Genomic DNA, 25,567 nt, shown 5'->3' on the forward strand with positions numbered 1-25,567 from the left:
GCGACGATGGCATCATCTCCCCGCCACCCGGCGAATGGAGGATTGTCCATGTCCCCGACCGCGAAGAAGACCGTGCGCGGGTCCGCGAAGACCGCCGACACGACGTTCACCGCCGAGGAAAAGGCGGCGATGAAGGCCCGCGCGCAGGAAATGAAGGCCGAAGCGTGCGCCGGCAAGGACCGTGCGGCGGGCGAACGGGAGCTGCTCGCGAAGATCGGCGAGATGCCGGCGCCGGAACGCGCCATGGCCCGGCGCCTGCACGACCTCATCACCGCCAGCGCGCCGATGCTGATGCCGAAGACCTGGTACGGCATGCCCGCCTACGCCCGGGACGGGAAGGTCGTCTGTTTCTTCCAGAGCGCGCGGAAATTCAACACGCGGTACGCGACGTTCGGCTTCAGCGATCAGGCGATGCTGGACGACGGCGATCTCTGGCCGACCGCGTTCGCGTTGAAGGCGCTGTCCGCCGCCGACGAGGCGAAGATCGTCGCACTCGTGAAGAAGGCGGTCGGCGGGTAGCGCGCAGGACGTCAGGAACATGTCGCTGCCCACGCGGGATGCTTCATCGCACGACATCCGCTGGTCGCGCGCGCTGCGGGTCTGGCTGGGTATCGTGGTCGTCGAGTCGGTGCATGGCGCCCTGCGGCAGGCGTTCCTGGCGCCGGCGATCGGCGACCTGCCCGCGCGACAGATCGGTGTGATCGTCGGGTCCGGCCTCATCCTCGCGATCGCCTGGCTGTGCATCCGCTGGATCGATGCACGCCGCCCGCGCCAGCAGTTCGCGATCGGCGCGGTGTGGGTCGTGCTGATCGTCGCCTTCGAAATCGGGCTCGGCCTCGCGTTGGGGTATCCGCCCGCGCGGATCGCGTCCGATTACGATCCGACCCGCGGCGGCTGGATGGGCTTCGGTCTGCTGTGCCTGCTGTGCGCGCCGTGGCTGGCCGCGAAGGTGCGCGGCCTGCGCTGAGAGCGCCGATCCGTGAACCGGTGTGTCCATGCACCGGCCCGGACACATTTCGACACGTGTCGCGCATCGGCCCGCGCTAGGCTGGACGCATCGTCGAATCGCGCTCCGGAGTGTCCGTCATGAAAGCCGCCGTCTTCGTTTCCGCGCTCACGCTGGTGACGCTCGCCGCCGGATTGTCGACCGACCTGCACGCGGGTCCGCTGCGTGAGCGTCTGCGCGCGCGCGTGGCGCAGGGCGGCGGCGACGGCATGGCCGAATTCGGCGGCGCCATGAGCTGCGCCGACTGGGCGAAACGCGTCGACCGGATGGCGCAGCGTTCGCAGGGGCGCGATGCCGGCCCGACGCCCGATCGCGCCGACGTGGCCTACGGGTCGGCGCCGCGCGAACGGATGGACGTGTTCCTGCCGAAGACCGCCGCGCCTGGCGGAAGTCTTGGCGGCGCGCCGGTCATCGTGATGGTGCATGGCGGCGGCTGGTGCGTGGGCGACAAGGCCATGGCCGGGGTCACCGCGAACAAGGTCGCGCGCTGGGTGTCGCGGGGATTCGTGTTCGTCTCGGCGAATTATCCGATGGTCAACGACGGCGCCGATGCGCGGGCGCAGGGCGGCGAGATCGCGAAGGCCGCGGCCTTCGTGCAGGCGCATGCCGCCGAATGGGGCGGCGATCCGGCGAAGGTCATCCTGATGGGCCATTCCGCGGGCGCGCATCTGGTGTCGCTGGTGAATGCCGATGCCGAACTGCGGCGCGCGCACGGCGTGCGTCCGTTGCTCGGCACGGTGTCGCTGGATGCGGGCGCCATAGATGTCGTGACCCAGATGCCGAACGTCTATCCGTTCCTGAAGCAGCGCTACCGCGAGGCCTTCGGCGAGCGCGAGGCGCAGTGGATCGCGGCCTCGCCGTATCACCGCCTCGACCGCACCGCCGCGCCGTGGCTGGGCGTGTGTTCGACCACGCGCAAGGACGACCCCTGCGGACAGGCCAGCGCCTACGTCGAGAAAAGCCGCGGCCTGGGCCTGCGCGCGGAGGCGCTGCCGCAGCCGATGAGCCACGGGGCGATCAACAACGAACTGGGCATGGACAGCGACTACACCCGCGATGTCGAAGCGTTCCTGGCCGCGCTGGATCCGGCGGTGGCGGCGTTGCTGCAGCGCTGAAGCTGCGCATGGCGTGATGCTGGCGCGATGCCGCCGCAATGCGATCAGGGCGCGGTGCGATCGTCGACGCGTTTGGCGTCGGAATCGATGCGCATGCCGGTGATCTCCTGGGTCGAGGTCAGCGTCCTGCCGTCGGCGGACAGCACGAACGCGACCTGCGCGGTGTCGCCGTCGGCGAACACGTAGGTCGCCTGGATGGCTTGCCGCGCCGGGTCGGTGGCGCGGATGCGATAGGCGTGGCGGAACACCTTGCCGTCGGGATGGATCAGCGTGTAAGGCCCCTGGCCGGAGGCGGCATCGATGGGGCCGTAGAACAACTGGTCGTTCGCGTCGGTGGCCCAGTGTCCGATCAGGCGCGACGCGGGGTCGCCGTGCGCGGACAGGTCCGGTGCGGGTTGCGAACAGCCGCCCGTGAAGGCGAGCGACAGGGCGAGCAGGCAGAACGCGATACGCATCGGATGCTCCAGTGCGTGCGACGTCAGCGGGCGGGCGATGCGTTCGTTTCGACGGCCGCGGCGGGCGGCGTGAAGCCCAGTTCTTCGCGGAAGGCGTCGCCGACATCGCAGTAGGGCCGCTTCGCGTTCGTGGTGCGCACGCGTTCGAACCACCAGGTCGGGCGGCCGACCTCGCTGTCGGCATTGCGGCGCAGCGCGTACCAGGTGAAGGTCACGTCGGCGGCATCGGCGTAGCTTTCGCCGAGCGCACGGTCGGCGCGGATCAGCGTCGCCGGTTCGCCGGCCCGACCGGGCACGAGACGCAGATCGTGCAGCACGCAGTCGGCGCCGCCACGGATGGTCGCGAACTGGGTCTCGTCGTCGCCGTCGAACAGCGGCACCTGCAGCAGTCCACCATCGTCGGCCTGGAACGTCACCACGTCGAAACCGTGGGCGTTGTAATTCTCGCGACGGGCGATCGTCACCAGATCGGGCTTGCCGTCGCCGGTGAAATCGACCCGGTTGAGTCCATTGCGGAGCGGCAGCGGCTCTGCGGCCTGTGCGAAGGCGGGCAGCAGCAGGAAGGCGAGGCAGACGAGCGAACGCGACATGTGACGTACCGGAAGAGGCGGAAGGACGCGCGCGACGGGCTCAGGGCGCGGGCGTTTCGCGCGTGGCGCGACACAGCCCCGAGACCACGGTCAGCAGCCCGGCCAGGGAGACGACGTTGAGCACGACGCGCAGCGAGGTCAGCACGTCGACCATGCGCTGGATGTCGCCACCGGCGGCCTCGAATGCGAACGACTGCGCCACGTTCAGCGCGAAGCCGGCCAGCGAGGCGACCAGCATCACCGCGATGCCGATCATGCCCAGGCGACGGCCCGCACCGGGACGCGCGTTGCCCGCCAACAGCGCGAACGCCACGCCCAGCGCCAGCAGTTCGGGAATCGCGAAGGACATCAGGGTCAACCACTGCATGCATGCACTCCCGGAGTTCGAAGTCGGACGGATCCGCAGATCAGTCGGCGGTGATCAGCGCGGCATGCCGCGCCTGCAGCTCGGTGTAGACCGGGTCGGTATCCGGACGGACGCCGTGCCAGAGGAAGAAGCTCTCCGCGGCCTGTTCCACCAGCATGCCGAGGCCGTCGACGGTCGTGTGCGCATGCGCCGCGCGCGCCCAGGCGAGGAACGGGATCGCGGCTTCGCCGTAGCTCAGGTCCACGGCCGCGGTACGCGGGCCGACCAGCGACATCGGCAGGGTCGGCAGCGTGCCGTGGCGCGTGGCCGACGTGGCGTTGAGGATCAGGTCGAATTCGCCGAGCGTGCCCAGATCGTCGAAATAGCGCGCATGCATGCGCCCGGGCTCGCCGAGCTGGTCGATCAGCGCGTCGGCCTTCGTGCTGTCGCGATTGACCACGAACACATCGCCCACGCCCGCTTCCAGCAGTGCCGGGGCCACGCCGCGGGCCGCGCCGCCGGCGCCGAGCAGCAGCGTGCGCCGGCCGCGCAGGTCCAGGCCCTGGCGCCCGGTGAGATCGCGCACCAGACCGACGCCGTCGGTGTTGTCGCCCAGCCAGCCGTTGTCGTGGCGGATCAGCGTGTTCACCGCGCCCGCGCGCCTGGCGCGGTTGCTCAGCAGGTTGCACAGCTCGGCCGCGCGCTGCTTGTGCGGCAGGGTCACGTTCGCGCCCTGCCCGCCGCTCTTCGCGAACGACGACAGCGCCGCCGCGAAATCGCCGGGGGCGCATTCGATCGCGACGTAGTCGAGCTCGATGCCGCTCTGCTGGCCGAAGGTCCGGTGGATCTTGGGCGAGAGCGAATGCAGGACCGGGTGTCCGAAGACGGCATAACGTTTCATCGGCGACTCCTCAGTCGTGCGCGTCGCGCAGCCAGCGCGCCGCATCCAGCGCGAAATAGGTCAGGATGCCGTCGCAGCCGGCACGCTTGAACGCCACCAGCGCCTCCAGCGCGCAGGCGCGTTCGTCCAGCCAGCCGTTGCGCGCGGCAGCCTTCAGCATCGCGTACTCGCCGCTGACCTGATAGGCGAAGGTCGGCACGCCGAATTCGTCCTTCACCCGGCGCACGATGTCGAGGTAGGGCAGGCCCGGCTTGACCATGATCATGTCGGCGCCTTCGTCGAGATCCAGCGCGACCTCGCGCAGGGCTTCGTCGGAATTCGCCGGGTCCATCTGATAGCTGTACTTGTTGCCCTTGCCGAGCGCGCCGGCCGAGCCCACCGCGTCGCGGAACGGGCCGTAGAAACTGCTGGCGTATTTCGCGGCGTAGCTGAGGATGCGGGTGTGGATGTGGCCCGCGGCCTCCAGCGCCTCGCGGATCGCGCCGATGCGGCCGTCCATCATGTCGCTGGGAGCGACGACATCGGCACCGGCGCGCGCGTGCGACAGCGCCTGCTGCATCAGCGCCTCGACGGTCTCGTCGTTGACCACGTAGCCGCTGTCGTCGATCAACCCGTCCTGGCCGTGCGAGGTGTAGGGGTCCAGGGCGACGTCGGTGATCACGCCCAGTTCCGGGAACCGCTGCTTGAGCGCGCGCACCGCGCGCTGCATCAGGCCCTCGTCGTCCCAGGCGGCCACGCCGTCGAGCGATTTGGCTTCCGGCGCGGTCACCGCGAACAGCGCCAGCGCCGGCACGCGCAGCGCGCTGGCCTCTTCGGCGACCTTCAGCAGTTCGTCGATGGACAGGCGTTCGATGCCGGGCATCGAGCCCACCGGTGCGCGGCCGGGCAGTTCGTGGACGAAGACCGGATAGATGAGATCGTTCGCGGTCAGCACGTGTTCGCGCATGAGCCGGCGCGAGAACTCGCTGCGGCGCATGCGGCGGAGGCGGGTGTAGGGAAAGGTCATGGCGGGATGATACGCGCGACGGCATGCGTCCGGCTTGATCGGACGCAAGGCCGACCGGCCGCGACCCGCGCCGCATCCGGTCCGATCCGCCGCGGTGCAGGCTCTACAATCGACCGATGCGATTGCTGCGAACCCTGCCGCCGATGGCCCGCGCCTGCCTGCTGTTCCTCGGCGGGTTGGCGCTGCTGTGCTGGCTCGGGCCGCTGTGCATCGGTTTCGATCCGCATCGTCCGGACTGGGACGCGCTGTCGGTCGCGCCGGGCACCGCCGGGCACTGGTTCGGCACCGACGCCATCGGCCGCGACGTGCTGGCGCGCACGCTCGCCGGCGGGCGCCTGTCGTTGACGATCGGACTGCTCGCCAGCCTCGTCGCGCTGATCGTCGGCCTCGGCTTCGGCGCCAGCGCCGGCCTCGCCGGCGGCCGGATCGAGCGGCTGATGCTGCGCGTGCTCGACATGGCCAGCGCCCTGCCGTTCCTGCTGATCGTGATCCTGCTGCTGACCCTGTTCGAGCGTTCGCTGTGGCTGTTGCTCGTGGCGATCGGCGGCTATGTCTGGATCGATCTGGCGCGGGTGATGCGCGCCGAGGCCGCGCGCCTGCGCGAGACGCCGTTCATGCTCGCGGCCACCGCGATGGGCGCGAGCTTTCCGCAGCGCCTGCGCTGGCACGCGCTGCCGAACCTGCTGCCGCTGGCGTTCGTGTATCTCGGCCTGATCCTGCCGCAGGCCATTCTGGTCGAGAGTTTCCTCGGCTTCCTCGGCCTGAGCGTGGACGAACCGTCGGCCAGCTGGGGCACGCTGTTGTCCGAAGGTGTGCAGGAACTCGACAGCGCGCCTTGGACGCTGCTGTTTCCGGCGGGCTTTCTGGTGGCGACGCTGGCGGCGTTCCAGTTTCTCGGCGACAGCCTGCGCGACTGGCTGGACGTGCGCGGCGACGCGCGGCGCGACATGCCGCGCGACATGCCGCGCGAGCACGAATCGGCCGCGGCATGACGCTCGCGCTGCGCCAGCTCGACGTACATGCCGGCGCGCGCCGGCTGCTCGGGCCGCTCGATCTCGCGCTTGCGCCGGGGCGGTGCCTCGGCGTGGTCGGCGAAAGCGGTAGCGGCAAGAGCCTCACCGCGCTGTCGCTGCTCGGGCTGTTGCCGCCGGGCCTGCATGCGCGCGGCGCGCTGACGCACGACGGCGCCGACATCGTTTTCGGTTCGCGCGCGCATGCGGCGCTGCGCGGTCGCGTGCTGGGCTGGGTGCCGCAGGACCCGCTGGCCGCGCTGCATCCGCTGCGCACGATCGGCGCGCAACTGCGCGAAACGTTGCGCGTTCACGATCAAGCGGAAACGCAAGCGCGCGCGCTGCTGTCGCGGGTGCGCCTGCCCGATCCCGACGCCGCGCTGAAGCGGTTTCCGCACCAGTTCTCCGGTGGCCAGCGCCAGCGCATCGCGATCGCGCTGGCGCTGTGCAGCGCGCCGCGGTATCTCATCGCCGACGAACCGACCTCGGCGCTCGACGCGCGGATCGCGCGCGAGGTGCTCGATCTGCTGGACGCGCTGCGTCGCGAGGACGGACTGGGGCTGATGCTGATCAGCCACGATCTGCCGCTGGTCGGTGCCTACGCCGAGGACGTGCTGGTGCTGCGTCGCGGCGACGTCGTCGAACGCGGCGCGACCCGCGCCGTGTTCGCGCATCCGCAGCATGCGTACACGCGCGAGTTGATCGAGGCGGATGGTTTACCCGTAGGAGGGCCTTCAGGCCCGATCTCTTCCGAAACCGCCATCGACTCAAAGCTCGGGCCTGAAGGCCCTCCTACGAAAAACCAGGCTTTGCTGCGCGGCGAAGCTCTGTCCATGCGCTACCCGCGTTCGGCGACGCCCGCGCTCGACGGCGTCGACATCGCGCTGCATCGCGGCGAAGGGCTCGCGCTGCTCGGCGAGAGCGGCAGTGGCAAGAGCACGCTCGGGCGCGCGCTGCTGCGCCTGCTGCGCGGTGCGCAGGGACGCGTGTGGCTGGACGAGGTCGAACTGACCGCGCTGTCCGGCCGTGCGCTGCGGGTGATGCGCAGGCGTATCGGCGTGGTGTTCCAGGATCCCTACGCGTCGCTCGATCCGCGCATGCGCGTCGGCGACATCGTCACCGAACCGCTGCGCATCCAAGATTTCGGCGATGCGGCCGCGCGTGCGGCGAAGGCCGGCGAATTGCTGGTGGCGGTCGGGCTGGAAGCGGAGATGGCCACGCGCTGGCCGCACCAGTTTTCCGGCGGTCAGCGCCAGCGCATCGCGATCGCGCGCGCGCTGGCCTGCGATCCCGACCTGCTGGTCTGCGATGAAGCGGTCTCGGCCCTCGACGCGCATCACCGCCGCGAGATCCTCGCGCTGCTGGCGACGCTGAAACGCGAACGCGGTCTGGCGCTGCTGTTCGTCACCCACGATCTCGCCGCCGCGGCCGCGGTGGCGGAACGCATCGCGGTGCTGGACGCGGGGAAGATCGTCGAACTCGGCGATGCCGCCGAGGTGCTGCGCAACCCGCGGCATGCGCATACGCAGGCGCTGGTCGACGCACGGCGGTTGTAGGGCGGGCCCTGGGCCCGCCCTACGCCATCGTGCGTTCGAGCGGCGTCAGATAACGCCGCCGCCCATGCTCAACCGGATCACGGCGACCACGATCACGATGGTGTTGAGCACCAGCCCGGCCTTGGCGCGGCCGTTCTTGCCGCTCTTGCCGAACAGCACGCCGAGCGCGGCGATGATCGCGCCGACGCCGGCGAAGGGGATCCACAGCCAGTTGAGCCAGCCCAGCAGCGGAATCAGGCCGATGAACATCAGGAGCATCGCGACGATGCCCCAGAGCAGACTGATCAGACCCATCGTGACGTTCCCCTCGGGAAGGGCCGCGGATGCGCGGCCGGTAGGAGCGTAGATGGATGCGCCGCCGCCGGAATCAAGCGCCGGGGCGCAGGCGTTCAGGCATGGACGCCGTCGATCTCCACCGCCAGCTCGCGCCGGCAGATCGCGGCGTGCAGCAGCAGCCGCGGCACGCTGTTGCCGAAGCGGGCGTCGAGCGCCTGCGCCACCACCGGTAGGTCTTCGGCGTCGCGCACGTACACCTTCAGCCGGGTGCCGCTGCCGAAGCCGGCCGGCAGCGACGGCTGGTGGCGGCGCGCTTCGGCCAGCAGCGCGTCGAAGTTGGCGAAGGTCTCGCCGATCTGCGCCTGCAGTTCGCCGATGTGCTGCGAGGCGTGGCCGACCACGCTGGCCGTGCCGGACAGCAGCAGCGGCAGGGTGCTGCCCGCCGGCGGCAGCATGGCGCGGGCGAAGCTGGGCGACTGCGGGCCGTACTGGCGGGGATAGCGGTAGGCGCTGACCTGGCGCGGGTTCTCCACCGGAATGCCGCGGCGGCTGGCCGAGAGCCAGTACACCTGCAGCGTGCGTCGGCCGTCGCAGCGGCCGATGGCGGTGGCCGCGGGCAGCTCGAAGGTTTCGAAGCGGCCCATGCCGCGGGCGCGGCCGACGCAGAAGCGGCGGTAGCGCTCGGCGTCGCCGTCGCCCAGGGTGATGGCGTCGAGATAGTTCCAGACCCGCAGCAGGTGCGGGGTGCGGCTGCCGGAGACGAAGCCGATCAGTTGCGCGTAGGCGCGTTCGGCGGCGTCGCCGACGTCGCTGTGGTCCGGATGCTCGCCGGGCGGTTCGTCGACTTCGATGACGCCGAAGGTCAGCTGGCCGTCGCTGGCCCAGCGGATCTCGCCCTGTTCGGAGGTGCCTTCGCGGCCATGGTCGACCGGGCCGGTGCAGCGCCAGTGTTCGAACGGCGCGATGCCGTACGGCTGCAGCGGCACCCGCAGATAGCGCGGGTCATCGCAGTGCGGCGCGTCGTTGCCGAAGCCGAACACGGCGAGGGTGTCGCTGCCGAGCAGCGACTGCGGCGAGTCCGCCTGCAGATAGTCGATCGACAGGGCGGCGGGATAGGGCATGGTGGCTTCCATCAGGAGTCGGGCTGCAGGGTATCGCCACGGAATGCGGTGCGTCGCTCGCGTCGCCGTCGCCGCCATTCGCGCAGCGCCTGCGGTGCCATCGTGACGGCGGTGACGAAGTAGATGCACCGGAACAGGCGCAGGCGGCGGATCACCGCCGGGTTGTCGAACACGTCGCCGGCGAGCATCGAGATGACCGCCTGTTCGATCTGCAGCACGTTCCGCGGGTTGGCGAACAGATGCCGCATCACCGGCGTGGTGAAGCGGTAGATGAACCACGAAAATTCCTTCAGGCCGCGGTCGAAGCCGCGCGTCATCGCACGCTGCAGCGCCTGCTCGCGCGCGGGTTCGCGCAGGATGGCGTCGACCGTGTGCGCGGCGCGCTCGGCGCTGTGCATGGCGAGATACACGCCGGAGGAGAAGATCGGATCGATGAAGACGTAGGCGTCGCCGACCGTGGTCCAGCCCGGTCCGCACATCCGGGTCGAGACGTAGGAATAGTTGCCGGTGGCGTGCACCGGCGCCGCGCGCTCGGCGCCGCCCATCCGCATCCACACCGTGGGAATCTGCTGCAGGGTCTCCAGCAGGAAGCCTGCGCGGTCGCCGCTGCGCCGTTTCAGATACTCGGGCGAACACACCGCGCCGATGCTCATCAGGTCGTCGCGCAGCGGAATCATCCAGACCCAGCCGTGGGCGAAGCGTTCGATGGTGATGTTGCCGGCGTCCTCGCCGGGCCGGCGTTCGACGCCGCGGAAATGGCTGAACAGGGCCGCGGACTGGTGTTTCGGGTTGCGGCGCTTGAGCTTGAGCCGGTTGCCCAGGAAGGTGTCGCGGCCGCTGGCATCGATGAGATGGCGCAGCGAGATCGCATATTCGGTGCCGTCGTCGCCGCATGCGCGGGCCCCGACCGGGCGACCGTCGGGGCCGAAATCCACCGCCGTGACCGTGATTCCCTCGCGCGCGTCCGCGCTGGCGTCGCGCGCCGCCCGGAACAGCAGGGCGTCGAATTCGTCGCGCCGCACCTGGAAGGCGTGGGTGCAGCCCGGGGTCAGGGCCCGGTCGAACCTGAACACGTGGGTCGTGCCGTCGGCGGCGGGCCGGGGGAAATCGGCGCCGATCTTGCGCACGCCGATGGCTTCGACCGCCGCCAGCACCCCCAGGCGGTCGAGGATCGGCAGATTCATCGGCAGCAGCGATTCGCCGATGTGGAAGCGCGGGTGACGGTCTTTTTCCAGCAGCAGCACCCGCCGGCCGAGGCGGGCCAGCGCGATCGCGGCGGTGCTGCCGGAGGGGCCGCCGCCGATGATCAGGACGTCGCAGTCCAGAGGGGTGGGCGCCGATGCGGGGCGCTCGCGATCCCCGGCGTCCGCGCCGAGAGGGACAGTCATGCTCTTCTTGTTGCAATGCGAGGCTGGCATCATACCGCGTGGCGTGCCGCCGCCGCCCCGACCGGGCGGCGAAACAGGCTCCGGTACGCATTCCCCCGCGATAGAGCGTGTTGATCGACGGCCCGGCATCGAACGCGTGGTCCGCCCGCCCGGCCGTCGGACAGGCGCCGCGGTGCGGCGCTCGACCGGCGGCTTTCCGATGCCTTCTCCGTTCTTTGTCCTCAATTACTGCCGAAACTGGATCCTTGTCATGCCTGAGCTGAGCCCTCCCGAACGCGAACTCGCGGAACTGCTGGTCGAGAGTCTGAATCTCGACGGCGTTTCCGCCGCGGAGATCGACCCGGAGGCGCCGCTGTTCGGTGCCGGCCTGGGCCTGGATTCGATCGACGCGCTCGAACTGGCGCTGGCCATCAGCAAGAAATACGGCTTCCAGCTGCGTTCGGACAACGACGACAACCGTCGCATCTTCGGCTCGCTGCGGGCGCTGTCGGCCCATGTCGAACAGCACCGGACGGTGTGATCGCCTGGCTGCGGTTGCTGCTGCTGCCGGCCTACGTCGCGCTGGCGCATTACGCGGGCGCGCTGCAGTCGCCGCTGCTGGCGGTATTGGCGCTGGCGGACCTGGTCCTGCTGGTGCTCATCGAACCCCTGGTCAAGCCGCGGCTCTGGGCGTGGCTGGCGCTGGCCGTCGTCGCGGCCGGGTTGGCCGCGCTGTCGCGCACGCCGCTGGCGCTGCTGCCGCTGCTGCTGGTGCCGCCGCTGTTCACCGCGATCTTCGCCTGGTGCTTCGCGCGCAGCCTGCGTGCGGGCCGGGTGCCGCTGATCACGAAGGTGGTCGCGGCGCTGTACGGGACCACGCCGGAAGGCCTGTCGCCGCGGCATCGCGGCTATACCCGCGGCCTCACCGCCACCTGGGCCGGGCTGCTGGCGGCACTGACCGTGCTGAATCTGGTGCTGGCGCTGGTCGCCGTGCCCGGCGGCATCCTGCCGCGGCTCGGTGTCGATTCGCCCTGGCCGATCACCGAGGCCCGGGCGTCGCTGATCGCGAACGTGGGCAACTACGGCCTGCTGATCGGTTTCTCGGTCGCCGAATATCTCGTCCGCAAACGGGTGTTCCCGGTGCGGCCCTACGGCAACGTCTTCGACTTCGCGCGCCGCATGGCCGCGCTGGGGCCGGCGTTCTGGCGCGATTTCTTCCGTTGAGGCGCGCCGCGTGACCCACGAACACACGATCCAGAACGACATGGTCCACAACGACATGGTCCGGGGCGACATGGCCCGGGACGGCGTGCCGCGCGCCGATCTGCCCGTGCAGCGTCTGCCGCGGCCCGAGCCGAGATGGCTGCGGGCGCTGTGGTCGGTCTGGAACCTGCCGCAGCTCGCCTTCACCCTGCTGTGGACCGCCGGTCTGATTCCGATCGCGCTGGCGCTGCGGGTCGCGCGCGGCCCGACGCTGCCGCTGCGGATGGCGTCCCGGGTGTGGGCGCCGGGGTTGCTGTACGGCGCGGGCGTGCGCTTCACGGTGGAAGGCGCCGACGCCATCGACTGGTCGAAGCCGTATCTGATCGTGGCCAACCATCAATCGGTGATCGACATCTGCGCGCTGTTCCGCGCGGTGCCGGTGCCGCTGCGATTCCTGCTGAAGCGCGAGATGACCCGGGTGCCGTTCGTGGGCCGCTACGCGAAATCCACCGGCATGCTGTTCATCGATCGCGACAACCGCCGCGCCGGGCCGCGGATGCTGCGCGATGCCGCGGCGATGCTGCGCGACGGCAACTGCCTCTGCGTGTTTCCCGAAGGCACGCGCAGCCGCGACGGCCGCGTGGCCGCGTTCAAGGGCGGCCCGTTCCAGGCCGCCATCGACGCCGGCGTCGACGTGCTGCCGGTCGCGATCACCGGCGCCGGTGCGGTGTTGCCTGCGAGCGGCCTGTTCCGGGTGCGTCCGGGCCGGATCGCGGTGCGGTTCGGTACGCCGCAGTCCACCGCGGGCGCCGGGCGCCAGGCGCTGGCGCACGGCGCCCATGCGGCGGTGATCTCGCTGCTGATCGATCCCACCGCGGAGCGCTGAACGATGCCGACCTCCGACGCATTCACGATCGCGCACGATCATCCGAGCCTGCCGGGCCATTTCCCGGGCCGGCCGATCGTGCCCGGCGTGGTGGTGCTGGACCGGGTGATCGCGGCGATCGAGGCCGCGCACGGCGGCATCGGCGCGCTGCGGCTGCCGCAGGCGAAGTTCCTGCAGCCGCTGCTGCCGGGCGAGACCGCGCGGATCGACATCGAACCGATCGTCGTCGATGCGACGGATGTCCCGTCGCGCTGGAAATTCCGGGTGCTGCGCGGCGATGTCGCCATCGCCAGTGGCGAGGTGCAGGCGGCATGAGCACGTCGTGGAAGCAACGGCCCGAGGGCGGCGGCTGGTTCGCCCTGTGGCTGATTCGCAACATCGGCCGCTACGGCGGGCGCCGCATCGCGCGCCTGCTGCTGTATCCGATCACCCTGTATTTCCTGATCCGCCGCGGGCCCGAGCGTGCGGCGTCGCGCACCTGGCTCGGCCGCGCGCTGGGCCGTCCGGCGACGCTGTGGGACGCGGCGAAACACGTGTACACCTTCGCCGCGACCATCCTCGACCGGGTGTTCCTGCTCGGCGACGGCCGCATCGACGTGGCGCGGCGTTTCGACGTCACCGTGCGCGGCCTCGACGACCTGCACGCGCACCTCGACCAGGGCCGCGGCATGCTGCTGTACGGCTCGCACCTGGGCAGCTTCGAAGTGCTGCGCGTGCTGGCGCGGCAGCGGCCGGAATACACCATCCGCGTGGTCCTCGACAAAGCCCACAACGCGGCGCTGACCCAGCTGCTCGACGCGCTGAATCCGGAGGTCGCCGCCACCGTGATCGATGGCGGCCAGGACGGCCCCGGGCTGATGCTGGCGATCCAGAACGCGATCGCCGAGGGCGCGCTGGTCGCGCTGCTGATCGATCGCGCGCATCCCGGCGGCCAGACCGAATTGGCGCCGTTCTTCGGCCACGATGCGCCGTTCCCGACCGCGCCCTGGCTGATCGCCGCGGCGCTGAAGGCGCCGGTGACCCTGGGCTTCGGCCTGTATCGCGGCGGCAACCGCTACGATCTGATCTTCGAGAACTTCAGCGACGACATCGTGATTCCGCGCGCGCAGCGCGCGCAGGCGATTCCGGCGCTGATCCACCGCTACGCCGCGCGGCTGGAGGCGGTGGCCCGCAGCGCGCCGTACAACTGGTTCAACTTCTACGATTTCTGGGCGGCCGAGGAGCCGCGCGCGCATGCCGACTCCGCTCCGCCCACCGCACCGAAAGATCGTGCTTCGCAAGACCGCGCCGCGTAACGTCGCCCTCGCGCTGCTGCTGAGCGCGATGGCGTCGGTCGCCGCGGCGCAGTCCGTTGGCCGTGATGCCGTCGATGCCGGCTGGGTGTTGCAGGCGCTGGCGCGGCCCGCGCCGATGCGCACCGCCTTCGTCGAAGTGCGCGGTTCGGCGCTGCTGAAGGCGCCGCTGCGGCTGGCCGGCGAATACCGCCGTCCGGATGCCGCCACCCTCGTGCGCGAAGTGCGCAGCCCGTATCGCGAAACCACCACGCTGCGCGCCGGCGAAGCGGTGATCGCGCGCGACGGCAAGACCCCGCGCCGGTTCGCGTTGTCGCGCGTGCCGGAACTCGCGGGGCTGCAGACCAGTTTCGGCGCGCTGCTCGCCGGCGACCGCGCGGGCATCGAGCGCACCTACACCGTCGCCGCGCGCGGCAGTCGCGAACGCTGGACGCTGACCCTGGTGCCGAAGGACAAGGCGCTGGCCGCGCGCGTGCGCGACATCGTGCTGTACGGCCAGGGCGCCGAACTGCGCTGCATCGAAACGCGTCCGGCGAAGGGCGAACTGCAGCGCACGCTGCTGGCCAGCGCCGCGCAGGCGGTGACGCCCACGACCGACGGCGCGGGTTTTGAGCGGTTGTGCCGGAATGGTGTGAAGTGATCGGCGACCGATCCCCGCGGTTGTCATCCCGAGCCGGAGGCGAGGGACCCGTTTTTGCTGTCCGGTTTCGACAACAGCAGGTCCCTCACCTTGCTTCGCAAGGATTCGGGATGACATCTGTCGATGATGCGGGGATGGACATGATCGCCTTCCGCCGTATCACGCTCGCACGGCAACCCTGTCTCCCTCCCCGACATGCGAGGGAGAGTTGGGGTGGGGGCGCATGAGCGCTTTCCGTCGCACCGCGCTCGCGCTGGTCTGGCTGGCGATCCTCGCCATCGCCGGCTACGCGATCTCGCAGCGTCTGCAGGTCAGCGGCGATCTGCGGAAATTCATGCCCTCCGCCCAAACCCCCGCGCAGAAACTCCTGCTCGACGAACTCGGCGAAGGCCCGGGCTCGCGGCTGTTGCTGATGTCGCTCGGCGGCGCCGATGCCGAAACGCTCGCCGCGCAGTCGCAGGCGATCGCGGCGACGCTGGCGGCGGATGCGCGCTTCAGCCTGGTCGCGAACGGCGGCGAGGATGCGCTCGCCGCGATTCCCGAGCGCCTGCGTCCGTATCGTTATCTGCTTTCGCCGACGCTCGATGCGCAGCGCTACGACGAAGCGTTCCTGCGCGAAGAACTCGATGCGCGCGTGCAGGATCTCGGCTCGCCGGCGGCGGCGCTGCTCGAACCGCTGCTGCCGGCCGATCCGACCCTGGAAACCCTGCGCATCGCCGAGGCCATGCAGCCGGCGACCGCGCCGCAGCGGCTGCACGGCGTGTGGTTCGACCAGGCCGGCAGGGAAGCGCTGCTCGCGATCGAAACGAAGTCCGCGGGTTTCGATCCCACCGGCCAGCAGGCCGCGGTCGCCACGATCGAGGCCGCCTTCGCCGCGGCGCGCGGCAACACCGCAGCGACGATGACGCTCACCGGCCCCGGCGCGTTCTCGGTCGAGATCGGCGGGCGCACCCAGCGCGAGGCGAGCTGGATAGGAATGGTCGACAGCATCGGCCTGATCCTGCTGCTGCTGATCGCGTATCGCAGCTGGCGCACGCCACTGTTCGGCGTGCTGCCGCTGGCCAGCGCGGGCCTCGCCGGTCTCGGCGCGGTCGCGTTCGTGTTCGCCGATGGCGTGCACGGCATCACCGTCGCCTTCGGCTTCACCCTGATCGGCGTGGTCCAGGATTATCCGATCCATCTCTTCAGCCATCAGCGCGCCGGCGTTTCGCCGTGGGCGAACGCGCGCGCGATCTGGCCGACGCTCGCGACCGGCGTCGCCTCGACCTGCATCGCCTACGTCACCTTCCTGTTCTCCGGCGTCGACGGTCTGCAGCAGCTCGCGGTGTTCACCATCGTCGGGCTCGGCGTCGCCGCGCTGACCACGCGCCTGCTGTTGCCGGCGCTGATCGATCCGGCACCGCGCGATCCCGCCGCATCGCCGCGACTGGCGCGGCTGTGGTCCGCGGTCGCGCGCGTGCCGCGTCCGCGCGGCTGGCGACTCGCGCTGCTCGCGGTGTTCGCGCTGGCGGTGCTGCGCTTCGCGCCGGGGCCGTTCTGGCAGAACGATCTGTCGAAACTCACGCCGGTACCGGCCGATGCGCTGGCGCGCGACGCGCATCTGCGCGACGAACTCGGCGCGCCCGACGTGCGCTGGCTGCTGGCGGTGCGCGGACCCGATGCCGAGACCGCGCTGCGCCGCGCCGAAGCGCTGAAGGCGCCGCTGGACGCGCTGGTGGCGCAGGGCGCGCTCGCGGGTTACGACAGTGCCGCGAACGTGTTGCCCAGCGCCGCGACCCAGCGCGCGCGCCAGGCCGCGCTGCCGACGCCCGACGCGCTGCGTGCCGCGCTCGACGCCGCGGTTGCGGCCACGCCGTTCCGCGCCGATGTCTTCGAGGCTTTCCTCGCCGATGTCGAGACCGCGCGTACCGCGAAGCCGCTGGCGCCGCGCGATCTCGTCGGCACGCCGCTGGCCACGCGCATCGGCGGTCTGCTGATCGAGAACGACGACCACGCGGTCGCGCTGGTGTCGATGACCGGCCTCGACGATCCCTCGCGGGTCGCCGCCGCGGTCGGCGGTCGCGAGGGCGTCGCGCTGATGGATCTGAAGACCGCGTCGGAATCGCTGGTCGTGGCCTATCGCGGGCGCGTGCTGTTCGCGCTCGGCATCGCCGCGCTGCTGCTGGCGGCGACGGTGTGGCTGGCCCTGCGCGCGCCGCGCCGCGCGCTGCGGGTGCTGCTGCCGATGGCGCTGACCACGCTGCTGATCCTCGCGGTGCTGCGCGGCTTCGGCGTCGAGCTGACCCTGTTCCATCTGGTCGCGCTGATCCTCGCCGCCGGCCTCGGTCTCGATTACGCGCTGTTCTTCGAACATGCCGGCGACGATTACGAAGACCAGCTGCGGACGCTGCACGCGCTGATCGTGTGCAGCCTGATGACCCTGCTGGTGTTCTTCCTGCTGGCCTTGTCCAGCATCCCGGTGCTGCGCGCGATCGGCCTCACGGTCACGCTCGGCGTGATCGGCAATTTCGTGCTGGCGCTGCTGATCGCGCGGCATCCTGCATCGGCTTTCGTAGGAGGGCCTTCAGGCCCGAGCTCTTCCCCGGGTGGACCTTTGGGCGCGATTCCGCAACAGATCGGGCCTGAAGGCCCTCCTACAGGAAAAGAGCGATGATCTCGCGCCACGCCATCGAAGCGATGATCCCGCACCAGGGCGCGATGTGCCTGTGGGATGCGGTCGTCGACTGGGACGACAGCCATATCCGCCTGCGCAGCGACGGCCATCGCGATCCCGCGCATCCGCTGCGCAGCGACGACCGCCTGCGCGCGGTGCATCTGTGCGAATACGGCGCGCAGGCGATGGCCGTGCATGGCGGCCTGCGCGGCGCCGCGGCCGGCGGCGCGCCGAAGGTCGGTTTCCTCGTCGCCCTGCGCGACGTGACCCTGCACGTCGCGCGCATCGACGATCTGCCCGGCGCGCTGGACTGCGAGGCCGAACTGCTGGCCGAGAGTCCGGCGACGCAGCAGTACGCCTTCCGCATCGTCCACGCCGGCGCATTGCTCGCGGAAGGGCGGGCGGCGGTGATGTTGCAGGGATGAGCCTCGCATGTCGCTGAAATATCGATGGTCATCCCGAACGCAGTGAGGGACCTGTTGTCGAACGCATTCGGCAACCTGCGAAAGCAGGTCCCTCGCTTTGCTCGGGATGACAGCACCTGGAGACCGCAGAAGAAATGATCATGTCGAACAACACACCCCGCCGCGCCCTCGTCACCGGCGGCAGCGGCGATCTCGGTGGCGCGATCTGCCGGCGGCTCGCGGCCGACGGCGCGCACGTCATCGTCCATGCCAACGGCAACCTCGCGCGCGCCGAAGCGGTGCGCGACGAGATCCTCGCCGCGGGCGGTTCCGCCGAGGCGGTGGCCTTCGACGTGTCCGACGGTGAGGCCACGCGCGCCGCACTCGATGCGCTGCTCGAAGCGGGCCCGATCCAGATCGTGGTCAACAACGCCGGCATCCACGACGATGCGCCGATGGCCGGCATGCGTCCGGAACAGTGGACGCGCGTGATCGACGTGTCGCTGCACGGGTTTTTCCACGTCACCCAGCCGCTGCTGCTGCCGATGGCGCGCAAACGCTGGGGCCGGATCGTCAGCATTTCTTCGGTGGCCGGCGTCATCGGCAATCGCGGCCAGACCAACTATGCCGCGGCCAAGGCCGCGCTGCACGGCGCCACCAAATCGCTGGCGCGGGAAATGGCCAGTCGCGGCATCACCGCCAATGTCGTGGCGCCCGGCGTGATCGCCGGCAGCATGGCGAAGGAAGCGTTCCCGCCGGAACAGATCAAGCAGATGGTGCCTGCCGCACGCGCCGGTACGCCGGAGGAAGTCGCCGCGCTCGTCGGCTTCCTGTGCGGCGATGGCGCGGGGTACATTAACGGCCAGGTGATCGGCGTCGATGGCGGGATGAGTTGAGCGGTCGCCTGTCCATTCACGCAGAAGGGGGGCAAGCATGTTGAAAAGAATCGTCATGATCGCGCTGGCGGCAGCCGCGTTTTCGGTCGCCGGTCCGGCGGCCGCGAAGCAGAAGATCGAACCGCCGAAGATCGCCGAAGACGCGAAGAATCCGCCGCCGAAGACCGCGCTCAATGCCTACCGGCGTTTCGAGATCTCGCCGGTGACGATGGGCGCACCGTTCGACGAATACGAGGCGAACAAGCTGGCGATGCAGAAGCTGCAGGCCAACATCGACGAGCGGGTCAACCCGCTGCTCGCCGAATGGAACGCCAAGCCGGCCGGCGATGCGCCGCGAACGCTGAAGATCGATTCCGAAATCGCCTACATCCGCTTCATCACCGGCGGCAAGCGCTTCTTCGGCGGCGCGTTCGCCGGCGGTTCCGGCGTGCTGCTCAAGGTGAAGCTCACCGATGCGGCGACCGGCGAAGTCGTCGGCGAACCGCAGTTCTACCAGTACGCCAATGCGTTCAGCGCGACCTACACCTTCGGCGCGATGGACAAGCACATGCTGATCCGCCTCTCGGGCATGCTCGCGAATTACCTCAAGAGCAATTACGACGCGCCGGTGGAAACGATGGTCATGGTCGCACCGGGCCACGAGGAAGAAGACACGAAGTAAGCCCGCCGTTGCAGGTCGCGAACAGCACAAGGGCCGCAATTGCGGCCCTTGTGCTGTCCGGGTTTCGAGTCGGGCTGGCTGGCGTCGCGACGTAGGCTGGCGCTGAGCGCAGCGAAGCCCAGCACCGGTGATGTGTCCCGTTGGCGATGCTGGGCTTCGCTGCGCTCAGCGCCAGCCTACGCGACGGCAGCCTACGGATGCCGGATCACGCGGCCGCGTACCAGATCGGCGCGAGCGAAACGTCCGGCGTCGTCGCGCCGAGCAGCGCGTCGAGGCCGCAGCCGTCGATGTCGGGATGCGCGGCGCGGGCGCGCTGCAGGGTTTCGGCGGCCAGCGCGTCCATCCGCGCGACGTTGTCGCGGATGCGCTGCGCGAACGCGGGATTGTCGAGCGCGTCGTGCAGCGCGCGGTTCATCTCGTGGAACCAGTCGATGTCGAACTGATCGAGCAGGCGGCCGTCGAGGGATGCGCTGTCGGGCGTTCCGGCCGCGCGATTGGCCTCGCCCCAGGCGCGCAGCAGGGCCTGCATCGCGAGATTCAGCGCGCGCCCGCGTTCGAACTGCGGACGCAGACGGCCGAGCAGCGTGATCTCGGTGAGCTTGTCGCCGCAGAACAGCGGCGCCAGCAGCGCCCAGTAGTAGGTGTAGTCCCAGATCACCTTCACCGGCATCACCTGGGCGTCGCCGAACAGCGGATACTGGTCGCGGTACAGGGTCATCGTGTTCTCGAAGAACCCGAAATACAGCTGCTGGTAGATCTCGGCGTAGGGCGCGAAGGCGTGGCCGTCGCGATCCTTCGCGATCAGATCGCAGATCAGGGTGTTGGCGATGCCGATGTAGTCGCTGCCCGGCGAATAGAACGGATCGAGGAACACGCCGGCCTCGCCGGTCAGCGCCCATCGGTCGCCGCTGAACACCTGTTTGCAGCCGTGCGAGAAATGACGCAGGAACAGGAAATCCTGCAGGCCGTGCTCCGGCCGGTCGAGGGCATCGGCGACCCGCGGCTGGTGTTCGCGCAGCCAGGCCATCGCCTTGTCGTGGGTGTTCATCGTTTCCAGCGGGTGCATGACTGCGTCGCAGACGATGCCCAGCGAATGCGCGCCCGACGACAGCGGGATCAGCCAGAACCAGTAGCCCGGGCCGCACATGTGATTGGTCGAACGCCAGCGGTCCGGCGGCGTGCAGCGCGACAGCCAGTCGCTGTCGTCGGACCAGTCCTTCGGATCGATGACGCCGTCGACCCGCCACCACACCGCATTGGCGTCGTGGACTTCGGGCGCGGCGAGATCGAACTTGCGCTTCAGCAGGCCGGCGCGGCCGCTCGCGTCGACGACCCAGCGCGCGGTCGCGGACACGGTGTCGCCGCGATGCTCCCAGGTGATCGCGTGCGGCGCGTCGTCGCCGGAGGCCATCGCGAGGCCGCGCACGGTCGCGCCGTCGTGGAAGCGCACGCCGAGCCGGCGCGCTTCCTCGCCGAGGAAATTCTCGAAGCGGCCGCGATCGATCTGCCACGACGGCGTCGGCAGGATCCGGCTCACGCCCAGTTCGGTGCAGCGGTCGATGTCGCGGCGGCCGTCGCTGAAGAAGAAGCGGAAACCGAACTTGCGGATGTGTTCGGTCTCGAGATGTTCGCGCAGGCCGAGCACGTTGGCGAAATAGTGCGCGCCGATCTCGACCGTGGATTCGCCGACCTTGAACGCCGCTTCCGGCACCGGATGCGTGCGCCGTTCGAGCACCGCGATGTCGATCGCGGGGTCCCGGCGCTTGAGCTGGATCGCCAGCGTGAGCCCGGCGAGACCGCCGCCAAGGACGACGACATCGTGATGGCGGGTGTCGGGGATGGCATCGTTCACGGTCATCGTTTCGCGCTCTCGGTGTGTGCGCCGGCGGCGGATGCGCTGCCGGCGAATTCGCCCGTGGGATCGTCGATCACCGGCGGATGCGCACGCGCGCGGCGATATTCGCGGATCACGTGCCCGTACGACCACACCTGCGCGACGACGTGCGAGGTGATCGCGTAGAGATCGCGGAACAGGCGGAAATGGCTTTTGCGGAACTGCTGCGGCGCGTCGGCGGCCTGGTAGCGGGTTTCGATCGGCACGCCGACCACGCCCGCGCCGGCGAGGCGCGCGGCCGAGATCAGCAGCTGCGCTTCGTACACGAAGCCTTCGCCGGCCACGTCGCGCAAGGTGAACACCGACGCCGGATACAGGCGCTGGCCGCTCTGGGTGTCGCGCACGCGATAGCCGCAGCCCCAGGCGATGCCCCAGTCGCCGAAATCGTTGCCGATGCGGCGGTAGATCGGCTGCGACGCGCGCTTGCGCAGGCGCGCGCCGATGATCACGTCGCCGGGATGACGGTTGGCGGCGGCGATCAGCCGCGGGATGTCGGCGGCCGCGTGCTGGCCATCGCCGTCCATGGTCGTCACCGCGGCCATGCCCAGGCGCTCGGCTTCGCGGAACCCGTCGCGCAGGCTCGCGCCCTTGCCCATGCGCTGCGGATGGCGCAGCAGGGTCACCGGCAGGTCCGCGATCTTCGCGACGGTGTCGTCGTCGGAGCCGTCGTCGATCACGATCACGTGGTCGCATTCGCGCAGCGCGCCTTCGACCACTTCGCGGATGCGCAGCGCTTCGTTCAGCGCCGGAATGACCACGGCGACGTTGTGGCGATCGAGCACGGGCGTCCTGGCGTCAGTCATGGAAGATCTCCACCGTCATCGCGCGTCCGGGACCGGCGTTGAGCGTCGCCCGCGTCGCGCCCGAGGCCAGCGCATCGAACAGCGGCAGCATCGGCGTCATCGGATTGTTGCCGGCATGGCGGCCCAGCGCGCCGGGCGCATCGGCCTCGCCGTCGCCCAGCGTCGCGCGGATGCGCGGGCCCCGGCCGTCGCGCGACAGCAGCAGCGCGCCGCCGAGCAGACCGCCGGCGTCGTGCACCGACAACAGCGGCCCGACCGAGCCGGTGTCGTAGCCGACCAGCAGCACCGCCTCGGCGCCGGCATCGAGCTGCATCAGCGCTTCGAGCAGGCCTTCGGCGAAGCTGGCGTCGTAGGCGCTGATCGCGGTCGCCGCCTGCATGCAGTGCGCGCCGATGGTCCAGTAGCCGGCTGCGGCGTTGTGCACCGAATTGTGGAATTTCGTCGGCGAGATCGCGCGCGGATCGTCGGCGAGCGTCGCGCACATGTAGTCGGTGATCGACAGGTCGCCGTGGGTCGAGGTGAACACCGACGGCAGCGTCGCCGGGTCGCGGCCCGCCGCGCTGCAGGCCGCCAGCGCCACGTCCAGCGCGACCGCCACCGATTCCGGCGCGCGCCGGCGTTCGTTCGGCGGCAGCAGCTGCGGCGACGGTTTCGTCGCGACGTTCTCGGGCAGGGCGCCGTCGACGACGAAGGCGCAGGCGTGCGCCCACGACGGCAGGCCGTTGTTCCAGTAACCCACGCTTTCGATGGTGGCGACGAGTGCGGTCATGTCAGCGCGGCCCCTGCGCGCCGCGCGCGAACACCAGCGAGGCGTTGTTGCCGCCGAAGCCGAAGGAATTGTTCATCGCATGGCGGATCTCGCGCTGGGCGGCGTCGAAGCGGATCTGCGGACCGCAGGCCGGATCGCGCTGCGGCGCGCCGGAGGCGTCGTTGCCGAGCATGCCGGGCAGGAAACCGCGCTCCAGCGCGAGCAGCGCGAACACCGATTCGACGATGCCGGCCGCGCCGAGCGTGTGCCCGACCCAGCCCTTGGTGGAACTGGCGTGCAGGTCGTTGCCGAACAGGCCACGCACCGCCAGCGCTTCGACGGTGTCGTTCGCGGGCGTGGCGGTGCCGTGCAGATTCAGATAGCCGACATCGTCGGGCGCGATGCCGGCGCGCGCGATCGCCTCGGCCATCGCCATGCGCGCGCCGAGACCTTCGGGATGCGGCGTCGACATGTGGTGGGCATCGCTGCTTTCGCCGTAGCCGCAGAAGCGCGGCGCGGGGTCGTCGATGTCGTCGAGACGTTCCAGCAACGCATAGCCGCCGGCTTCGCCGAGCGAAAGACCGTCGCGGCGCGCATCGAAGGGCAGGCAGGGATGCTGCGATACCAGCCCCAGCGCGTTGAAGCCGAACAGCACGCTGCCGCACAGCGTATCGACGCCGCCGACCAGCGCCGCATCGACCACGCCGGCCGCGATCAGTCGCGCGGCCTGCGCGAACACCTTCGCGCTGGAGGAGCAGGCGGTGGCCACGGTCACGCAGGGCCCGCGCAGGCCGGTCGCGCGCTGCACGAAATGGCCGAGCGAATGCGGCGTGTGCAGCAGCGGCCGGCGCAGATCGGCCGGAAATACCGGGGCGCCGGCATCGTCGCGTTCGAGCCGGGTGTAGGCCTCTTCGCTGGCGCCGATGCTGGAGGTGGAGGTGCCCAGCACGATCGCGATGCGATCGGCGCCGTGGCGCGCACGCAATGCGGCGAGACCGTCGAGAATCCCGTCCTGCTGCAGCGCCAGCCAGGCGAGGCGGTTGTTGCGGCAGTCCAGATGGGCGAGGTCGGCGGGCAACGCGACGTCCTCGATGCCGTCGACGCGGCCGATCCAGGTCTCCAGCCGCGCGTCCGCGGCGGCGCCTTCGCCGAAATCGTTGCGACGCAGGCCGCTGCGGCCGGCCCGGAGCGCTTCGGCCTGGGCATCGCGGCCGTGGCCCAGTGCGGTGGTGGCGGTGTAGGCGCGGATCGCCAGCGGTGCCATCGGAGGAGGAGAGATCGCTGCGGAAGGCACCGCGTCGCCCGGTATCGGAAAGGACCGGATTATAGTCGGGCCCGCTGTTTCGCCGCGAATCCGCCCTCGCGCGCGCGTCGCGATCGTGCGTTCGGCAAGATGCCGCCGCGGCCTCGCCACGCAGCTCGTCCGGTGCGATCGACGCTTTCGGCGCTGGCTTATACTGCCGCCGCCGGTGCCGGCACCCGTTCAGTTTCCGGCGTCACCATCACTTCCAGGGGGTTTCTCGTGCGCGTTCTCGTCATGCTGTTGTCCGTCTTCTCGCTGTTCGCCTTCAGTGGCGCCGTTCAGGCCCGGCAGGCGCCGCTGGCCGATCCGGCACCGGTCTCGATCCCGGCGGGACTGACCCCGGAGCAGGTGGTGAAGGACATCAAGCGCGCGCTGATCGGTCGCGGCTGGACGATCACCGCCGAGCGTGCGGGCGAAATCGATACCACCCTGTATCTGCGCGACCATGTCGCCATCGTCCGCGTGACCTGGGACGCGCAGACCATCCGCATCGCCTACGTCGACAGCAAGAACCTCGACTACAAGGTCCGCAACGGCAAGACCTACATCCACCCGAACTATCTGGGCTGGGTGAGCAACATCGCCAAGGACATGGGCACCAATCTGCAGCTGTCCGCGCTGGATTGAGCCTGTTCCGGGCGGGGCGCGGGTTTCTCCGCCCCCGCCCCGCCGCTTCTCCGCCCGACGACAGAGGACGGGCCGCGTGACCCGTCTCGACCACCGCCGCCGCCTTTTTCTCGATCGTGACGTGCTGCATGCCGGCGTCGTGGCCGGCGCGGTCTGCGTGCTCAGCGCGGGTCTGGTGTATCTGGGTTATTTCGCGCATGTCGTGCGCACCGCGCGACGCGCGCCGACCGCGCCCGCGCGCGGCGACACCCTGCTGCTGTTCGGCAAGCATGCGCCGGGCGGCCGTCTCGACGCCGACTTCGCCGCACGCATCGGCCGCGCCGCCGAAGTGTGGCGCACGCGCCCACCGCGGGTCATCGTGCTGCTCGGCGGCAGCGCGCCCGGCCATCCGGCGGAAGCCGATGTCGCCCGCGCCGCGCTGCTGGCCGAAGGCGTCGCCGACGACGCGCCGCTGCGGCTGGAGAAGACCTCGCGCGACACCCTGCAGAACCTGCGCAATGCGCGCACGCTGCTCGCCGATGCCGCCCACGGCGGTCCGGTCGTCCTGCTCAGCAACCGCTATCACCTCGCCCGCTGCGCGCTGTTCGCGCGCCAGCTCGGCTTCGACTGGGAACTGTGCGCCGCCGAGCCCGCACTGCGGTTCACGCCGACCACCGTCTTCCGCCTCGCCGGCGAAGCCGCGTATGTCTGCTGGATCGATCTCGGCACGCGCTGGGCGCGCTTGATCCGTCACCGGCGGATGCTGGAGCGGGTGACCTGAGCGCGGTGGTAGAACGGCCTTCAGGCCGCCCTGCCGGCGATCTTGCAG

General features: G+C 70.2%; 28 protein-coding genes and 1 pseudogene. 17 read left to right on the forward strand and 12 right to left on the reverse strand.

Translation table 11 applies throughout. The features are described from left to right. Window positions 1-48: 48 nt before the first annotated feature. The 3 genes from ABD974_RS06945 to ABD974_RS06955 all read left to right on the forward strand — a co-directional run bounded on the left by ABD974_RS06945 (window position 49) and on the right by ABD974_RS06955 (window position 2,121). The gene (locus ABD974_RS06945) at window positions 49-519 is read left to right on the forward strand and encodes an iron chaperone (RefSeq protein ID WP_345302577.1); all 471 of its coding nucleotides are present in this window, start codon (window positions 49-51) and stop codon (window positions 517-519) included. Window positions 520-538: 19 nt separating this feature from the next. Then, window positions 539-967, forward strand: coding sequence for a hypothetical protein (locus ABD974_RS06950; RefSeq protein ID WP_345302578.1), 429 nt, complete (start codon window positions 539-541; stop codon window positions 965-967). A gap of 119 nt (window positions 968-1,086) precedes the next feature. Further along, entirely contained in the window at window positions 1,087-2,121 is a 1,035-nt protein-coding gene (locus ABD974_RS06955; RefSeq protein ID WP_345302579.1) for an alpha/beta hydrolase, read from the forward strand. 44 nt (window positions 2,122-2,165) lie between these two features. On the opposite strand, the gene ABD974_RS06960 is transcribed toward ABD974_RS06955, so the two are convergent. The 5 genes from ABD974_RS06960 to hemB are packed head-to-tail and all read right to left on the reverse strand — an operon-like array spanning window position 2,166 to window position 5,419. Further along, a complete protein-coding gene (locus ABD974_RS06960; protein WP_345302580.1) occupies window positions 2,166-2,576 on the reverse strand; it encodes a hypothetical protein in 411 nt (136 codons plus the stop codon). A gap of 23 nt (window positions 2,577-2,599) precedes the next feature. Further along, window positions 2,600-3,166 carry a carbapenem self-resistance protein CarG family protein gene (locus ABD974_RS06965; protein WP_345302581.1) on the reverse strand — a complete coding sequence of 189 codons (567 nt, stop codon included), beginning with the start codon at window positions 3,164-3,166 and terminating at the stop codon, window positions 2,600-2,602. 40 nt (window positions 3,167-3,206) lie between these two features. Next, window positions 3,207-3,533 (reverse strand): hypothetical protein, encoded by a 327-nt coding sequence (locus ABD974_RS06970; RefSeq protein WP_345302582.1) that lies wholly within the window; start codon window positions 3,531-3,533, stop codon window positions 3,207-3,209. A 40-nt stretch (window positions 3,534-3,573) separates the two neighbouring features. Then, a complete protein-coding gene (gene aroE, locus ABD974_RS06975) occupies window positions 3,574-4,413 on the reverse strand; it encodes a shikimate dehydrogenase (protein WP_345302583.1) in 840 nt (279 codons plus the stop codon). 10 nt (window positions 4,414-4,423) lie between these two features. Beyond that, window positions 4,424-5,419: a porphobilinogen synthase gene (hemB, locus tag ABD974_RS06980; RefSeq protein WP_345302584.1), complete on the reverse strand. Its 996-nt coding sequence runs from the start codon at window positions 5,417-5,419 to the stop codon at window positions 4,424-4,426. A gap of 116 nt (window positions 5,420-5,535) precedes the next feature. Here hemB and ABD974_RS06985 point away from each other — a divergent pair, with 116 nt between their 5' ends. After that, complete coding sequence (locus ABD974_RS06985; protein WP_345302585.1) at window positions 5,536-6,411, forward strand: ABC transporter permease; 876 nt, start codon at window positions 5,536-5,538, stop codon at window positions 6,409-6,411. Then, window positions 6,408-7,985, forward strand: a complete 1,578-nt coding sequence (locus ABD974_RS06990; RefSeq protein ID WP_345302586.1) for an ATP-binding cassette domain-containing protein — start codon at window positions 6,408-6,410, stop codon at window positions 7,983-7,985. Before ABD974_RS06985 ends, ABD974_RS06990 begins: the two co-directional genes overlap by 4 nt. A 45-nt stretch (window positions 7,986-8,030) precedes the next feature. Here the strand turns inward: ABD974_RS06990 and ABD974_RS06995 are convergent, their stop codons facing one another. The 3 genes from ABD974_RS06995 to ABD974_RS07005 form a co-directional block, all read right to left on the reverse strand. Then, window positions 8,031-8,279: a hypothetical protein gene (locus ABD974_RS06995; protein ID WP_345302587.1), complete on the reverse strand. Its 249-nt coding sequence runs from the start codon at window positions 8,277-8,279 to the stop codon at window positions 8,031-8,033. Window positions 8,280-8,374: 95 nt separating this feature from the next. Next, window positions 8,375-9,394, reverse strand: a complete 1,020-nt coding sequence (locus tag ABD974_RS07000) for a chorismate transformation FkbO/Hyg5 family protein (RefSeq protein ID WP_345302588.1) — start codon at window positions 9,392-9,394, stop codon at window positions 8,375-8,377. Then, window positions 9,394-10,770 (reverse strand): NAD(P)/FAD-dependent oxidoreductase, encoded by a 1,377-nt coding sequence (locus ABD974_RS07005; RefSeq protein WP_345302589.1) that lies wholly within the window; start codon window positions 10,768-10,770, stop codon window positions 9,394-9,396. The genes ABD974_RS07000 and ABD974_RS07005 overlap by 1 nt, the downstream gene beginning before the upstream one ends. 250 nt (window positions 10,771-11,020) lie before the next feature. Here ABD974_RS07005 and ABD974_RS07010 point away from each other — a divergent pair, with 250 nt between their 5' ends. The 10 genes and pseudogenes from ABD974_RS07010 to ABD974_RS07055 all read left to right on the forward strand — a co-directional run bounded on the left by ABD974_RS07010 (window position 11,021) and on the right by ABD974_RS07055 (window position 19,384). Then, window positions 11,021-11,290: a phosphopantetheine-binding protein gene (locus tag ABD974_RS07010; protein ID WP_345302791.1), complete on the forward strand. Its 270-nt coding sequence runs from the start codon at window positions 11,021-11,023 to the stop codon at window positions 11,288-11,290. Beyond that, window positions 11,290-11,973 (forward strand): COG4648 family protein, encoded by a 684-nt coding sequence (locus ABD974_RS07015; RefSeq protein ID WP_345302792.1) that lies wholly within the window; start codon window positions 11,290-11,292, stop codon window positions 11,971-11,973. The genes ABD974_RS07010 and ABD974_RS07015 overlap by 1 nt, the downstream gene beginning before the upstream one ends. 100 nt (window positions 11,974-12,073) lie before the next feature. Then, a complete protein-coding gene (locus tag ABD974_RS07020) occupies window positions 12,074-12,838 on the forward strand; it encodes a lysophospholipid acyltransferase family protein (RefSeq protein WP_425562647.1) in 765 nt (254 codons plus the stop codon). Window positions 12,839-12,841: 3 nt separating this feature from the next. Continuing rightward, on the forward strand, window positions 12,842-13,153 hold the full coding sequence (locus tag ABD974_RS07025) for an ApeI family dehydratase (RefSeq protein WP_345302591.1): 312 nt from the start codon (window positions 12,842-12,844) through the stop codon (window positions 13,151-13,153). Beyond that, a complete protein-coding gene (locus ABD974_RS07030) occupies window positions 13,150-14,133 on the forward strand; it encodes a lysophospholipid acyltransferase family protein (RefSeq protein ID WP_345302592.1) in 984 nt (327 codons plus the stop codon). Before ABD974_RS07025 ends, ABD974_RS07030 begins: the two co-directional genes overlap by 4 nt. Window positions 14,134-14,161: 28 nt before the next feature. After that, entirely contained in the window at window positions 14,162-14,770 is a 609-nt protein-coding gene (locus ABD974_RS07035) for a LolA-related protein (protein WP_345302793.1), read from the forward strand. A gap of 223 nt (window positions 14,771-14,993) precedes the next feature. Further along, window positions 14,994-17,312 (forward strand): annotated as a pseudogene (locus tag ABD974_RS07040) (MMPL family transporter); the annotation flags it as partial. Between the two features lie 107 nt (window positions 17,313-17,419). Further along, window positions 17,420-17,848 carry a hotdog family protein gene (locus ABD974_RS07045; protein WP_345302593.1) on the forward strand — a complete coding sequence of 143 codons (429 nt, stop codon included), beginning with the start codon at window positions 17,420-17,422 and terminating at the stop codon, window positions 17,846-17,848. A gap of 140 nt (window positions 17,849-17,988) precedes the next feature. Next, window positions 17,989-18,723, forward strand: a complete 735-nt coding sequence (gene fabG, locus ABD974_RS07050) for a 3-oxoacyl-ACP reductase FabG (protein ID WP_345302594.1) — start codon at window positions 17,989-17,991, stop codon at window positions 18,721-18,723. A 37-nt stretch (window positions 18,724-18,760) separates the two neighbouring features. Next, complete coding sequence (locus ABD974_RS07055) at window positions 18,761-19,384, forward strand: hypothetical protein (protein WP_345302595.1); 624 nt, start codon at window positions 18,761-18,763, stop codon at window positions 19,382-19,384. 205 nt (window positions 19,385-19,589) lie between these two features. Here the strand turns inward: ABD974_RS07055 and ABD974_RS07060 are convergent, their stop codons facing one another. The 4 genes from ABD974_RS07060 to ABD974_RS07075 are packed head-to-tail and all read right to left on the reverse strand — an operon-like array spanning window position 19,590 to window position 24,093. After that, complete coding sequence (locus ABD974_RS07060; RefSeq protein WP_345302596.1) at window positions 19,590-21,242, reverse strand: NAD(P)/FAD-dependent oxidoreductase; 1,653 nt, start codon at window positions 21,240-21,242, stop codon at window positions 19,590-19,592. Beyond that, the gene (locus ABD974_RS07065) at window positions 21,239-22,081 is read right to left on the reverse strand and encodes a glycosyltransferase family 2 protein (RefSeq protein WP_345302597.1); all 843 of its coding nucleotides are present in this window, start codon (window positions 22,079-22,081) and stop codon (window positions 21,239-21,241) included. Before ABD974_RS07065 ends, ABD974_RS07060 begins: the two co-directional genes overlap by 4 nt. Continuing rightward, complete coding sequence (locus ABD974_RS07070; protein WP_345302598.1) at window positions 22,074-22,850, reverse strand: beta-ketoacyl synthase chain length factor; 777 nt, start codon at window positions 22,848-22,850, stop codon at window positions 22,074-22,076. Before ABD974_RS07070 ends, ABD974_RS07065 begins: the two co-directional genes overlap by 8 nt. A gap of 1 nt (window position 22,851) precedes the next feature. Further along, window positions 22,852-24,093 (reverse strand): beta-ketoacyl-[acyl-carrier-protein] synthase family protein, encoded by a 1,242-nt coding sequence (locus ABD974_RS07075; protein WP_345302599.1) that lies wholly within the window; start codon window positions 24,091-24,093, stop codon window positions 22,852-22,854. Window positions 24,094-24,351: 258 nt separating this feature from the next. Between ABD974_RS07075 and ABD974_RS07080 the strand changes: the two genes are divergently transcribed. Then, window positions 24,352-24,759 carry a hypothetical protein gene (locus ABD974_RS07080; RefSeq protein WP_345302600.1) on the forward strand — a complete coding sequence of 136 codons (408 nt, stop codon included), beginning with the start codon at window positions 24,352-24,354 and terminating at the stop codon, window positions 24,757-24,759. A 76-nt stretch (window positions 24,760-24,835) separates the two neighbouring features. Further along, window positions 24,836-25,519 carry a YdcF family protein gene (locus tag ABD974_RS07085; protein WP_345302601.1) on the forward strand — a complete coding sequence of 228 codons (684 nt, stop codon included), beginning with the start codon at window positions 24,836-24,838 and terminating at the stop codon, window positions 25,517-25,519. Window positions 25,520-25,567 lie beyond the last annotated feature (48 nt).

Source organism: Lysobacter hankyongensis (assembly GCF_039543145.1).
Lineage (GTDB): Bacteria > Pseudomonadota > Gammaproteobacteria > Xanthomonadales > Xanthomonadaceae > Lysobacter_I > Lysobacter_I hankyongensis.